General features: G+C 66.5%; 12 protein-coding genes. 3 read left to right on the top strand and 9 right to left on the bottom strand.

Annotated features, from left to right (window positions below):
- Nucleotides 1-75 precede the first annotated feature (75 nt).
- The 9 genes from KU887_RS09830 to KU887_RS09790 all read right to left on the bottom strand — a co-directional run bounded on the left by KU887_RS09830 (nt 76) and on the right by KU887_RS09790 (nt 8,439).
- Complete coding sequence (locus KU887_RS09830; RefSeq protein WP_006482867.1) at nt 76-537, bottom strand: peroxiredoxin; 462 nt, start codon at nt 535-537, stop codon at nt 76-78.
- Nucleotides 538-648: 111 nt separating this feature from the next.
- On the bottom strand, nt 649-1,545 hold the full coding sequence (locus tag KU887_RS09825; RefSeq protein ID WP_006482870.1) for a polysaccharide deacetylase family protein: 897 nt from the start codon (nt 1,543-1,545) through the stop codon (nt 649-651).
- Nucleotides 1,546-1,558: 13 nt separating this feature from the next.
- The gene (locus tag KU887_RS09820) at nt 1,559-2,614 is read right to left on the bottom strand and encodes a bifunctional UDP-4-keto-pentose/UDP-xylose synthase (RefSeq protein WP_006482864.1); all 1,056 of its coding nucleotides are present in this window, start codon (nt 2,612-2,614) and stop codon (nt 1,559-1,561) included.
- Nucleotides 2,611-3,558 carry a formyltransferase gene (locus KU887_RS09815; protein WP_258250040.1) on the bottom strand — a complete coding sequence of 316 codons (948 nt, stop codon included), beginning with the start codon at nt 3,556-3,558 and terminating at the stop codon, nt 2,611-2,613. Before KU887_RS09815 ends, KU887_RS09820 begins: the two co-directional genes overlap by 4 nt.
- Nucleotides 3,555-4,592, bottom strand: a complete 1,038-nt coding sequence (locus KU887_RS09810) for a glycosyltransferase (RefSeq protein WP_077056415.1) — start codon at nt 4,590-4,592, stop codon at nt 3,555-3,557. The genes KU887_RS09815 and KU887_RS09810 overlap by 4 nt, the downstream gene beginning before the upstream one ends.
- Nucleotides 4,593-4,598: 6 nt before the next feature.
- Complete coding sequence (locus KU887_RS09805) at nt 4,599-5,750, bottom strand: DegT/DnrJ/EryC1/StrS aminotransferase family protein (RefSeq protein WP_006496385.1); 1,152 nt, start codon at nt 5,748-5,750, stop codon at nt 4,599-4,601.
- A gap of 130 nt (nt 5,751-5,880) precedes the next feature.
- Nucleotides 5,881-6,252, bottom strand: a complete 372-nt coding sequence (locus KU887_RS09800; RefSeq protein ID WP_006482863.1) for an EamA family transporter — start codon at nt 6,250-6,252, stop codon at nt 5,881-5,883.
- A gap of 13 nt (nt 6,253-6,265) precedes the next feature.
- Entirely contained in the window at nt 6,266-7,942 is a 1,677-nt protein-coding gene (locus KU887_RS09795; protein WP_258250039.1) for a glycosyltransferase family 39 protein, read from the bottom strand.
- Nucleotides 7,943-8,064: 122 nt separating this feature from the next.
- The gene (locus tag KU887_RS09790; protein ID WP_006482859.1) at nt 8,065-8,439 is read right to left on the bottom strand and encodes an Mth938-like domain-containing protein; all 375 of its coding nucleotides are present in this window, start codon (nt 8,437-8,439) and stop codon (nt 8,065-8,067) included.
- Nucleotides 8,440-8,755: 316 nt separating this feature from the next.
- Here KU887_RS09790 and KU887_RS09785 point away from each other — a divergent pair, with 316 nt between their 5' ends.
- From KU887_RS09785 to thrC, 3 genes are read left to right on the top strand one after another with little or no spacing between them, the layout of a single operon-like run.
- Nucleotides 8,756-9,994 (top strand): pyridoxal phosphate-dependent aminotransferase, encoded by a 1,239-nt coding sequence (locus KU887_RS09785; RefSeq protein ID WP_077056413.1) that lies wholly within the window; start codon nt 8,756-8,758, stop codon nt 9,992-9,994.
- 53 nt (nt 9,995-10,047) lie between these two features.
- Entirely contained in the window at nt 10,048-11,376 is a 1,329-nt protein-coding gene (locus KU887_RS09780) for a homoserine dehydrogenase (RefSeq protein WP_006482858.1), read from the top strand.
- Nucleotides 11,377-11,388: 12 nt separating this feature from the next.
- Nucleotides 11,389-12,840 carry a threonine synthase gene (gene thrC, locus KU887_RS09775; protein ID WP_006482856.1) on the top strand — a complete coding sequence of 484 codons (1,452 nt, stop codon included), beginning with the start codon at nt 11,389-11,391 and terminating at the stop codon, nt 12,838-12,840.
- Nucleotides 12,841-12,974 lie beyond the last annotated feature (134 nt).

Below are 12,974 nucleotides of genomic sequence, written 5' to 3'. Positions count from 1 at the left end.
ATTGCAACGGGCACCGGCGCAGCTACGAGAAATATGGGGCGAACTGGCATTCATTGCGGCCCAATATAACGCGCCTCAAAGCGCTTGTACAGCCTTTAGCACGTCGTCCACGTGACCCGGCACCTTGATGCCGCGCCATGCCTGGCGAAGCACGCCGTCGGCGTCGAGCAGGAACGTCGAACGCTCGATTCCGCGCACTTCCTTGCCATACATTTTCTTCATCTTGATGACATCGAACAACGCGCACAGCGCTTCGTCGGCATCGGAGATCAGCGGGAACGGCAGTTCGAGCTTGGCCTTGAAATTGTCGTGCGAGCGCAGGCTGTCGCGCGACACGCCGATGACTTCCGCACCGGCCTTCTTGAACTTCGGATAGAGATCGCGGAACTGCAGCCCTTCGGTCGTGCAGCCCGGCGTGTTGTCCTTCGGATAGAAGTACAGCACGAGCTTCTTGCCCTTCAGGTCGGACAGCGAAATGTCGCCGCCCGTGGCCGGTGCGGTGAAATCGGGAACTTGACGGTCAACTTCGACAGACACGTGTTTCTCCTGTTGTTATGGAAGGGCGCCGCTGCGGCGGCGCGGTTCGGCGGGGCGTCGCGGCAGCGCGCCGCGGGGGGCGGAGCGGCGACGCCGGCTCGCGTGCGAACTTCAGTCGGGCTGGACGATCAGTTCGCCGGAGCGGCCGGGGATTTCGCCCCACGTGACAGGGTACGATGGCAGCGAGTCGCGGTCCAGCGCCGCGTGGTAGTCGCCCATCGTCGCAAACGTGTGGCCTTGCGCACGCCAGCCGGCGAGCAGCTGTTCGAACACGGGCGCGAGTTTCTGCCCTTCCAGTTCCGCATGCAGCGTGAACACCTGGTCGTGCGGATTGGTTTCGGTGAACTTGAGGATGTGCGCGGCGACGTTGTGCGTGTCGACGCCGTCGATGCCGAGCACTTCGTCGAGCGTGGGCAGCGTGGTCGGCATCTGCACGTGCGACAGCGTGCGGCCGCCGACGACGGGCAGGTACGGCGAATGGCCGCGACCGTCGGACGCGTAGCGCATCCCCCATGCATCGATCTGCTCGAACGCGGCATCGTTCATCTGCCAGCCGGCCGCGCCGTGCGTGACGGGCGGCGCGCCGAAGATCTCGCCGAAGCGCGCGTGACTCTTCTGCATTTCACGCGCGGTCCAGTCGCGATCGCGGACGCGCACGTTGTCCTGCCAGTACACGTGATCCCACGTGTGGATCCCGCATTCGAAGCCGGCCTCGTGAATCGCGCGCATGTCGGCGATCGCACGGCGGCCGATGTCCGGGCCGGGCAGCAGCACGCCGTACATCAGCTGCTTCACGCCGTAGTGCTCGACCACCGACGTGCGCGACACCTTCTTCAGGAAGCCCGGGCGGAACACGCGCCGCAACGCCCAGCCGGTGTGATCCGGCCCGAGGCTGAAGAGGAAGGTCGCGCGCGCATTGAAGCGGTCGAAGATGCGCGCGAGGTTCGGCACGCCTTCGCGCGTGCCGCGCAGCGTGTCGACGTCGATCTTGAGGACGATACGAGCCAAGCGAACGTCCCGGTCAGCCTTGCTGTTCGACGAGCGCGCGCGCGTCGGCGACGTGGCCGCGATACGCTTCGAAGATGTTGCGCAACGCGTCGTCGAACGTCGCCTGCGGCGCCCAGCCGAGCTCCTGCATCGTGTTGTCGATCTTCGGCACGCGGTTCTGCACGTCCTGGTAGCCGTTGCCGTAGTAGGCGCCGGACGTCGTTTCGACGAGCTTCACCTGCTTGGCCGAATCGGCGTACTCGGGGAATTCCGCGGCCAGTTCGAGCATCTTGTGCGCGAGCTCGCGAACCGAGAAGTTGTTCTTCGGATTCCCGATGTTGTAGATCTTGCCCGACGCGACGCCGTCCTTGTTCTCGATGATCTTCATCAGCGCGCTGATGCCGTCGCCGATATCGGTGAACGCGCGCTTTTGCGAGCCGCCGTCGACGAGGCTGATGTTCTCGCCGCGCACGATGTGGCCGAGGAACTGCGTGACCACGCGCGAGCTGCCTTCCTTCGGCGTGTAGATCGAGTCGAGGCCCGGGCCGATCCAGTTGAACGGGCGGAACAGCGTGAAGTTCAGGCCTTCCATCCCGTAGCCCCAGATCACGCGGTCCATCAGCTGCTTCGAGCACGCGTAGATCCAGCGCGGCTTGTTGATCGGGCCGTAGGTGAGCGCCGACGCGTCCGGGTCGAACTGCTCGTCCGAGCACATCCCGTAGACCTCGGAGGTCGACGGGAACACGAGGTGCTTGCCGTACTTGACAGCCGAGCGCACGATCGGCAGGTTCGCCTCGAAGTCGAGCTCGAACACGCGCAGCGGCTGCTGGACGTAGGTGGCCGGCGTGGCGATCGCGACGAGCGGCAGGATCACGTCGCACTTCTTCACGTGATACTCGACCCACTCCTTGTTGATCGTGATGTCGCCTTCGAAGAAATGCATCCGCTCGTGGTTGACGAGGTCGCCCAGCCGGTCGGTCTGCATGTCCATGCCGAACACTTCCCAATCGGTGGTTTCAAGAATGCGCTTCGACAGGTGATGGCCGATGAAGCCGTTCACACCCAGGATCAGGACTTTTTTTGCTTTCATGAATGACGGGAAGAATGAATGAACTGCGCGAATTCCGCGGGCGTCACGACGGTTTCGCTGCCGTCGCGCTGCTGCCGGAGCTCGAGAATGGATAGGGCGCGGCTGTCGCCGCAGACGCCGAATATCGCATTATCGCTTACGTGCAGGCCGGGCGGCAAATCTGCCGCGGCGGCCGCTGCCGCGCTGCCGGGCGCCGCGAGGCGCGCGCGCGCGATCACGAAGCGGGCGCCGTGGATGTCCGTGAATGCGCCCGGATACGGGGGCGCGACCGCGCGCACCAGGTTGTAGACCTGCGCGGCCGGCTTCGACCAGTCGACGCGGCCGTCCTCGGGCTTGCGCCCGCCGTAGTAGCTGCCGGTCGCGAGATCGTTCGGCAGGTGCGACGCCTCGCCCGCGAGCAGCGCGGGCAGCACGCGCCACAGCGTCTGCTCGGCGGCCACCGTGACCTTGTCGAACACCTGCGCGGCCGTGTCGTCCGGCAGGATCGGCACCGCGGTCTGGCCGATGATCGCGCCCGCGTCCGGCTTGGCGGCCATCTCGTGCAGCGTCGCGCCGGTTTCGGTCTCGCCGTTCAGCACGGCCCAGTTGGTCGGTACCCGACCCCGGTATTTCGGCAGCAGCGAACCGTGCATGTTGTACGCGCCGCGCGGCGCGATCGCGAGCAGGTCCACCGGCAGCATGTGGCGGTAGTAGAACGAGAAGATGAAATCGGGCTGCGCGTCGGCCACCGCGCGGCGCAGCGCCGGATCGGCCGGGTCGGCCGGCGTGACGACCGGAATGCCGTGCTCGGCCGCGACGGACGCGACGCTGCCGAACCAGATGTTCTCGTTCGGATTGTCCTCGTGCGTGACGACCAGCGCGACGTCGACGCCGCGCGCGAGCAGCACCTGCAGGCACCGCACGCCGACGTTGTGATATGCGAAGACGACCGCGCGCGGCTTCATTGCGCGGCTCCCGGGCGGCTCGCGGCGGCCGGCACCGGCGGCATGCCGTCGTGCTGCTCGAGCACGGCCTGGATCAGGTAGCGGGGACGCGCGCGCACCTGCTGGTAGATGCGGCCGACGTATTCGCCGAGCAGGCCGAGCGCGAAGATGATCACGCCGAGCAGGAAGAACGTGATCGCGAACAGCGTGAACACGCCTTGCACTTCCGCGCCGACGATGAAGCGGCGCACGAGCAGCAGCACGAACAGCGCGGCGGAGCCGAGCGACAGGATCACGCCGATGAACGACAGCCACTGCAGCGGCACGACCGAGAAGCCCGTCACGAGGTCGAAGTTCAGCCGGATCAGGCTGTACAGCGAGTACTTCGATTCGCCCGCGAAGCGTTCCTCGTGCGCGACCTCGATTTCGGTCGGGTTCTGCGCGAACGTGTACGCGAGCGCGGGGATGAACGTGTTGACTTCGCCGCACACGTTGATCGTGTCGATGATGCGGCGGCTGTACGCGCGCAGCATGCAGCCCTGGTCGGTCATCTTGATGCGCGTGATGCGCTCGCGCAGCCGGTTCATCATCTGCGACGCCTTGCGCCGCCACAGGCTGTCCTGGCGCTGCTTGCGGATCGAGCCGACGTAGTCGTAGCCCTCGCGCATCTTCGCGATCAGCTTGCCGATTTCCTCGGGCGGGTTCTGCAGGTCCGCGTCGAGCGTGATGACGATCTCGCCGCGCGACTGCGCGAAGCCCGCGAGGATCGCCATGTGCTGGCCGTAGTTGCCGTTGAGCAGCACGACGCGCGTCGTGTCGGGCCGGACGTGGAACTGATCGGCGAGCATCGCGGCCGAGCGGTCGCGGCTGCCGTCGTTGATCAGGATCACTTCGTACGACGTGTCGAGGGCGTCGAGCGCCGGATACAGCCGCGCGAACAGCGCGGCGAGACCGTCTTCCTCGTTGTACACGGGGATGATGACCGAGACTTCGGGCCGGCCGGTGTCCAGATGCGCGGCGCCCGGATGTCCGGCGCGTGCTTCAAGGTGACTCATGTACGCTTATTTTCCGTATTGTTCGCAAATCTGATTGACGGCGTCGACCACGCGACGCACGTCGCCTTCCGTCATCTGCGTAAACAGCGGCAGCGTGACGGTCGACGCGCCGTACCGTTCGGCGTGGGGGAACATGCCCTCCTTGAAACCGCGCGCACGGTACAGCGTGAAAAGATGGATCGCCGGGTAGTGGATGCCCGTGCCGATGCCGCGTTCCTTCATCTGCGCCATGAATTCGGCGCGCGTGATCGTCAGCCGCTCGAGCGGCAGCGTGACCAGGAACATGTGCCAGTTGCCGTTCTCGAATTCGGCGACGGGCAGGCCGACGCCGAGCTTCGCGGCCGCGCCGCCGTCGAACGCGGCGAAATACGCGCGCGCGAGTGCGCGGCGCTGCGCGGTGAAGCGCTCGAGGTGCGGCAACTGGCCGAGGCCGACGCGCGCGGCGACGTCGGTCAGGTTGTACTTGCCGCCGAGCACGTCGCAGTCCATTCCGTCGAAGCCGGTGCGCGTGATGCCCTGCAGCCGGTACTTCTGCGCGAGCACCGCTTCGTCCTCGTTGTTCAGCACGAGCGCGCCGCCTTCGATCGTCGTCAGGTTCTTGTTCGCGTGGAAGCTGAACGACACGAGGTCGCCGATCGCGCCGATGCGCCTGCCGTGCCACGTCGAGCCGAACGCCTGCGCGGCATCCTCGATCACGCGCAGCTTGTGCGCGCGGGCGATCGCGTACAGGCGGTCCATGTCGACCGGCAGGCCGGACAGGAACACGGGGATGATCGCCTTCGTGCGCGGCGTGATCGCCTGCTCGAGCTTGTCGAGGTCGATGTTGCGCGTGACGGGATCGATGTCCGCGAACACGGGCGTCGCGCCCGTTTCGATGATCACGTTGCTGGTCGAGACCCACGACGCCGGCGTCGTGATCACCTCGTCGCCGGGGCCGACGCCCGCGATGCGCAGGCCGATCTCGAGCGTGCAGGTGCCCGAATTGAATACGCGGACCGGACGGCCGCCGCAGTACTCGGACAGCGCCGCCTCGAATTTCTGGCACTGCGGGCCGGTGGTGATCCAGCCCGAGCGCAACACCTCGACGACGCCCTGGATGGTTTCCTCGTCGATCTCGGGGCGGGTGAACGGCAGAAACGGGGCGGTAGTCTGGCTCATGAACGCGTTTGGCCTGTAATGGCGTGTAATAAAAGGGTCGGGCGATCCGCCCGAAACCGGCATTAAACACCGGTTGGCGGATTCGTACCGTGATTTTTTGTAGGCGGACGCTTAACGCCGCGCGCCGTGCTCAACTGCGCGCGAGCACGAGCACACCGATCAGGATGATGCCGATGCCGACGAGCCGCTGGACCGACAGCACCTCGCCGAACAGGTACCACGCCGCGAACGCGTTGACGACGTAGCCGAGCGACAGCATCGGGTACGCGATCGACACGTCGACCCGCGACAGCCCGACGATCCACACGACGACGCTCAGCACGTAGCAGCCGAGGCCGCCGATGATCGGCAACTGGGTCGCGATCTTCAGGCCGACCGGGATGATGTTCGCACGGCTGAATTCGAAGTGTCCAACGGCGTTGACGCCGGCTTTCAGCAGAAGTTGCGCACAGGCGTTGAGCATCACGCCGGTGACGATGCAGACGAACGAAACGGGGTTCATGCGGGAGGCGTCCTTACGATTGCGGTTTCTCGACGATCACGCGCCGGTTGTCGCGCGCGATCACGCGCATCGGCACGCCTTCCTTGACCAGCGCGTCGTACTGGCCGGGCGGCATGATCGCGAGCGCGCGGGTTTCCTGCTTCCAGCGCGTGATCCATTCGCCGACGGTCGGAATCCACTTGTTCGGCTCGACCGAGATCCCGAACGCGAGCTCGTCCTGGCGCTGCACCATGATCGTCGTGTGACCCATGTAGAACGGGAACGTGTGGTCGAGCATTTCGATCGAGTAGAACGGCGTGTCGGGCGGCAGCTTCGCCAGTTCGGCGCGCACGGCCGGCGCGAGCAGCGCGCCCGAGCTGTAGCGGCCGAACTCGTCGTGCCCGGTGCCGCCGATCGTGCCGAACACGAGCCATGCGGCGCCGAACGTGGCGAGCGCGGCGGCCACGCCCGCGCGACGGTTCAGCCACGCGGCCACGAGCGTCAGCGCGGCCGCGACCGCGAGGCCGGCGTACAGCCACATCTGGAACGCCCGGTACAGCGCGTTCGGCGTGCGGGCGTCGCCCTGGTACGCGAGGAAGACGATCCCGAACGCCGCGGCGACGAAAAACACGAGGTAGCCGAGCAGGTGGCGACGGAAGCGGTCGGCCGTCATCAGCGGCAGGTACGCGCCGATGATCAGCGCGAGCGCCGGCGCGACCGGCAGCACGTACGAGATCAGCTTCGAATGCGACGCGCTGAAGAACAGGAAGATGAACGCGCTCCAGATCAGCAGCACGAGCATCGGCGCGAAGCCGTTCGGCTGGCGCGGCATCCGCACCGCATGGCGGATGCTCTGCCACGCGACCGACAGCCACGGCAGGAAGCCGACCAGCAGCACGGGCACGAAGTAGTACAGCGGACCCGGGCGGTTCTGTTCCGGGGTCAGGTACCGGCGGAACTGCTGGACGATGAAGAAGAAGTTGAAGAACTCGGGGTTGCGCTGCTGGACGAGCACGAACCACGGCGTGACGATCGCGAAGAAGATCACGAGGCCGCTGACCAGGTACAGGCGCCTCCACAGCGCCCAGTCGCGCGCGATCAGCGTGTACAGCACGAGCACGGCGCCGGGCAGGATCAGGCCGACGAGGCCCTTGGACAGCACCGCGAACGCCATCGCGGCCCAGCACGCCCACATCCAGCCGCGCACCGCGGCCGGGCGCAGCCCGGGCCGCTGCGCGAGCAGCAGCGAGCAGAGCGACAGCGCCATCCAGAACGCGAGCCCCATGTCGAGCGCGTTGAAGTGGCCCATCAGGTTCCAGTACGGCGAGCTGGCCAGCACGACGGCGGCGAGGAAGCCCGACAGCGGGTTGAACAGGCGCGCGCCGGTGTAGCCGACGAGCAGCACGCCGGCGAAGCTGGCCACGGCGGTATAGAGGCGCGCCTGCCATTCGCCGATGCCGAACCACGCGAACGTCAGCGCGTTCAGCCAGGTCTGCAGCGGCGGCTTCTCGAAGTACTTGTAACCGTTGTAGCGCGGCGTGATCCAGTCGCCGGTGACGAACATCTCGCGCGCCATTTCCGCGTAGCGGCCTTCGTCGCTCGGGATCAGGTGGCGCAGCCCGAGCGGCGCGAACCAGACGATCGCGAGCGCGACGAGCAGGAGGACGAGCGTGATGCGATTGAGCGGTAGCCTCGACGGCGTATCGTTCATGGGTTTTCAGCCTGTTGGTTGTTGTGACGGGCCGCCGGCGGGTGGCGCCGGGGGCGGGCGGCCTGGCCGGCCGATCGGGGGATCGACCCGCTGCGCCGGCCCGAGTTTTACCGCATCGGGGATTAACGTTCAATTAAGAGCGCGGCGGCGACTTTGCGGCCCTCGGCCATCAGGATGTTGTAGGTGCGGCAGGCGGCCTGGAAATCCATCGTTTCGACGCCGATCCGCTGCGCGGTGAGCGCCGCGACGAGCCGCGGGTGGGGGAAGCGCAGCCGCGCGCCGCTGCCGAAGATCACGAGCTCGGGCGTCGGCTCGAGCAGCATCGCGAAATGCTCGGGCGCGAGCGCGTCGAACGACGACACGGGCCAGGCCTGGACCGGCGCGCCGGGCAGCACGATGACGCTCGTTTCGTGGCGTTCGAGATTGACGTCGACATAATCGGGGCCGTAGCCGGTGACGGTGTTGAGCGCGCCGCTCGCGTCCTGGTGCAGTTTCAAATCGGTATTCCGCGGTTCCGTAGGGGAATGGATTGGCCGGGCCGTGCGGGCCCGGCTGGCCGGTTTCGCGCGCCCGGGCACGCGGGGACGCCTGACGGCGCGGGCCCGGCGCGGCTATGGTGCATTGCGAAAGTCGGCCAAAATCCGCTAAATTATAACTTTTTGGTCGCCCCCGGGCGCCACTTGCGTCGTGCGTCGCCACAAGCCGCGTCCGACCGCCGCTTTTTCCCAGTCTAGACAGCGCGCACAGACCGGCCGCTTTCCAGTTTTGATCCCGTCCCCCCGGCCGCAAGGCCAACCCAGGAACCGTGTCGTCGTGAAACCGATTCAGAAGTCGAACAAGCTGCTCAACGTCTGCTACGACATCCGTGGCCCGGTGCTCGAGCACGCGAAGCGCCTCGAGGAAGAAGGCCACCGCATCATCAAGCTGAACATCGGCAACCTCGCGCCGTTCGGTTTCGACGCGCCCGACGAGATCATCCAGGACATGATCCGCAACCTGCCGGCGTCGTCCGGCTATTCGGATTCGAAGGGCGTGTTCTCGGCGCGCAAGGCCGTGATGCACTACACGCAGGAAAAGGGCGTCGTCGGCGTCGGCCTCGACGACATCTACATCGGCAACGGCGCGTCCGAGCTGATCGTGATGGCGACCCAGGCGCTCCTGAACGACGGCGACGAAGTGCTGCTGCCCGCGCCCGACTACCCGCTGTGGACGGCGGCCGTGAGCCTGTCGGGCGGCACGCCGGTCCACTACGTGTGCGACGAGCAGAACGCGTGGATGCCCGATCTCGACGACATCCGCCGCAAGATCACGCCGAACACGAAGGCGATCGTCGTGATCAACCCGAACAATCCGACCGGCGCGCTTTATTCCGACGAATTGCTGCTGGAGCTGCTCGAGATCGCGCGCCAGCACGGGCTGATCGTGTTCGCCGACGAGGTCTACGACAAGATCGTCTACGACGGCCTCGAGCACACGGCGCTCGGTGCGCTGTCGGAGGACGTGATCACCGTCACGTTCAACAGCCTGTCGAAGAGCTATCGCTCGTGCGGCTACCGCGCGGGCTGGATGGCCGTGTCGGGCCTCGGCGGCGACAACCGCCGGCGCGCGAAGGATTACCTCGAGGGGCTCGGCATCCTGTCGTCGATGCGCCTGTGCGCGAACGTGCCCGGCCAGTTCGCGATCCAGACGGCGCTCGGCGGCTATCAGAGCATCAACGAGCTGATCGTGCCGAGCGGGCGCCTGTACAAGCAGCGCGAACTCGCGTATGACATGCTGACGTCGATCCCGGGCGTGACCTGCGTGAAACCGCAGGCCGCGCTGTACATGTTCCCGCGCCTCGACCCGACGCTCTATCCGATCCAGAACGACCAGCAGTTCATTCTCGACCTGTTGCTCGAGGAGCGCGTGCTGCTCGTCCAGGGCACGGGTTTCAACTGGACGACGCCCGACCACTTCCGCGTGGTCTTCCTGCCGAACCTCGACGACCTGACCGATTCGATCAACCGGATCGCACGCTTCCTCGACGGCTACCGCAAGCGCCATTCGGTCTGAGCGGGCAGGACCACACGGAACTCACTACTTCTTACTCATCGATCACACGCAGCATGGAACCGATCAAAGTTGGCCTGTTGGGCTTCGGCACGGTGGGCAGCGGCACCTTCACGGTGCTGCGCCGCAACCAGGAAGAAATCAAGCGACGCGCGGGGCGCGGCATCGAGGTGGCGCGCATTGCCGTGCGCAACCCGGCCAAGGCGCAGGCTGCGCTCGGCGGTGACGCCGCCGCCGCGCAGATCACCGACGATTTCAACGCGGTCGTCGACGATCCGTCGATCGCGATCATCGCCGAGATGATCGGCGGCACGGGCATCGCGCGCGAGCTCGTGCTGCGCGCGATCGCGAACGGCAAGCACGTCGTGACGGCGAACAAGGCGCTGCTCGCGGTGCACGGCACCGAGATCTTCGAAGCCGCGCGCGAGAAGGGCGTGATGGTCGCGTTCGAGGCGGCCGTCGCCGGCGGCATCCCGATCATCAAGGCGCTGCGCGAAGGCCTGACCGCGAACCGCATCCAGTACATCGCCGGCATCATCAACGGCACGACCAACTACATCTTGTCGGAAATGCGCGACCGCGGGCTCGACTTCGCGACCGCGCTGAAGGCCGCGCAGGAGCTCGGCTACGCGGAAGCCGATCCGACCTTCGACATCGAAGGCGTCGACGCCGCGCACAAGGCGACGATCATGAGCGCGATCGCGTTCGGCGTGCCGGTGCAGTTCGACCGCGCGTACGTCGAGGGCATCAGCAAGCTCGACGCGACCGACATCCGCTACGCGGAGGAGCTCGGCTACCGGATCAAGCTGCTCGGCATCACGCGCCGCGCCGAAAACGGCATCGAGCTGCGCGTGCACCCGACGTTGATTCCGGAAAAGCGCCTGCTCGCGAACGTCGAGGGCGCGATGAACGCGGTCGTCGTGCACGGCGACGCAGTCGGCACGACGCTGTACTACGGCAAGGGCGCGGGCGCGGAGCCGACCGCGTCGGCCGTCGTCGCGGATCTCGTCGACGTCACGCGCCTGCACACGGCCGACCCCGAGCATCGCGTGCCGCATCTCGCGTTCCAGCCGGACAGCCTGTCGAACACGCCGATCTTGCCGATCGAGGAAGTGACGAGCGGCTACTACCTGCGCCTGCGCGTCGCCGACCAGACCGGCGTGCTCGCCGCGATTACGCGCATCCTCGCCGAATCGGGCATCTCGATCGACGCGCTGCTGCAGAAGGAATCGGAGCAGATCGACGGCGCGAACGGCGAGACCGACATCATCCTGATCACGCACGAGACGGTCGAGAAGAACGTCAACGCGGCGATCGCGCAGATCGAGAGCCTGGCGACGGTGGTCTCGAAGGTCACGAAGCTGCGCATGGAAGCGCTGAACTGAGCCGAGGACGACATGAACTACATTTCCACGCGCGGCGCCGGCATCGGCGAGCGCCATACGTTCTCCGACATCCTGCTCGGCGGTCTCGCGAAGGACGGCGGGCTCTACCTGCCTGCCGAGTATCCGAAGGTGTCGGCCGACGAGCTCGCGCGCTGGCGTACGCTGTCGTACGCGGATCTCGCGTTCGAGATCCTGTCGAAGTTCTGCGACGACGTGCCGGCCGACGACCTGCGTGCGATCACGCGCCGCACGTACACGGCCGCCGTGTACAGCAACACGCGCCACGGCGAGAACGCGTCCGACATCACGCCGCTGAAGACGCTCGGCACCGAGCACGGCGCGGCGCTGTCGCTGCTCGAACTGTCGAACGGCCCGACGCTCGCGTTCAAGGACATGGCGATGCAGCTGCTCGGCAACCTGTTCGAGTACACGCTCGCGAAGCACGGTGAAGCGCTGAACATCCTCGGCGCGACGTCGGGCGACACCGGCAGCGCGGCCGAGTACGCGATGCGCGGCAAGGCCGGCGTGCGCGTGTTCATGCTGTCGCCGCACAAGAAGATGAGCGCGTTCCAGACGGCGCAGATGTTCAGCCTGCAGGATCCGAACATCTTCAACCTCGCGGTCGAAGGCGTGTTCGACGATTGCCAGGACATCGTGAAGGCCGTGTCGAACGATCATGCATTCAAGGCGCAGCAGAAGATCGGCACCGTCAACTCGATCAACTGGGCGCGTGTCGTCGCGCAGGTCGTCTACTACTTCAAGGGCTACTTCGCGGCGACGCAGTCCAACGACGAGCGCGTGTCGTTCACGGTGCCGTCGGGCAACTTCGGCAACGTCTGCGCGGGCCACATCGCGCGGATGATGGGGCTGCCGATCGCGAAGCTGGTGGTCGCGACCAACGAAAACGACGTGCTCGACGAGTTCTTCCGCACGGGCGCGTATCGCGTGCGCAGCGCCGAGAACACCTATCACACGAGCAGCCCGAGCATGGACATCTCGAAGGCGTCGAACTTCGAGCGCTTCGTGTTCGACCTGCTCGGCCGCGATCCGGCCCGCGTGATGCAGCTGTTCCGCGACGTCGAGGAGAAGGGCGGCTTCGATCTCGCGGCGAGCGGCGATTTCGCGCGCGTCGCCGAATTCGGTTTCGTGTCGGGCCGCAGCAGCCACACCGACCGCATCGCGACGATCCGCGACGTGTTCTCGCGCTACGACACGATGATCGACACGCATACGGCCGACGGCGTGAAGGTCGCGCGCGAGCACCTGGAAGCCGGCGTGCCGATGGTCGTGCTCGAGACGGCGCAGCCGATCAAGTTCGGCGAGACGATCCGCGAAGCGCTCGACCGCGAAGCCGAGCGGCCGGCCGCATTCGACGGGCTCGAGGCGCTGCCGCAGCGCTTCGAGGTCGTGAAGGCCGACGCGCAGCAGGTGAAGGACTTCATCGCCGCCCATACGGGCGCATGACGCACGGCCGGGCCCGCAGGCCCGGCGGCGCAGGACGGCCGGAACGCCGATTCGTCGAACGGATCGGGGTTCCGGCCGTTTCGTTTGGTTCGCGGGCTCGGCATCCGGGCATCGTTCTCCGCGCGAAACAAGTG

It is taken from the genome of Burkholderia sp. EMB26 (genome assembly GCF_024730645.1).
Taxonomy (GTDB): Bacteria; Pseudomonadota; Gammaproteobacteria; order Burkholderiales; family Burkholderiaceae; genus Burkholderia; species Burkholderia cenocepacia.
The sequence above is the reverse complement of the archived record's forward strand: the minus strand, read 5'-3'. Positions and strand labels throughout refer to the sequence as shown.

Bases quoted from the DNA above. Each gene is read 5' to 3' on its own strand.
- KU887_RS09805 (WP_006496385.1), bottom strand. From the start codon at position 5,750: ATGAGCCAGACTACCGCCCCGTTTCTGCCGTTCACCCGCCCCGAGATC.
- thrC (WP_006482856.1), top strand. From the start codon at position 11,389: ATGAACTACATTTCCACGCGCGGCGCCGGCATCGGCGAGCGCCATACG.
- KU887_RS09820 (WP_006482864.1), bottom strand. From the start codon at position 2,614: ATGAAAGCAAAAAAAGTCCTGATCCTGGGTGTGAACGGCTTCATCGGC.
- KU887_RS09795 (WP_258250039.1), bottom strand. From the start codon at position 7,942: ATGAACGATACGCCGTCGAGGCTACCGCTCAATCGCATCACGCTCGTC.
- KU887_RS09800 (WP_006482863.1), bottom strand. From the start codon at position 6,252: ATGAACCCCGTTTCGTTCGTCTGCATCGTCACCGGCGTGATGCTCAAC.
- KU887_RS09810 (WP_077056415.1), bottom strand. From the start codon at position 4,592: ATGAGTCACCTTGAAGCACGCGCCGGACATCCGGGCGCCGCGCATCTG.
- KU887_RS09780 (WP_006482858.1), top strand. From the start codon at position 10,048: ATGGAACCGATCAAAGTTGGCCTGTTGGGCTTCGGCACGGTGGGCAGC.
- KU887_RS09815 (WP_258250040.1), bottom strand. From the start codon at position 3,558: ATGAAGCCGCGCGCGGTCGTCTTCGCATATCACAACGTCGGCGTGCGG.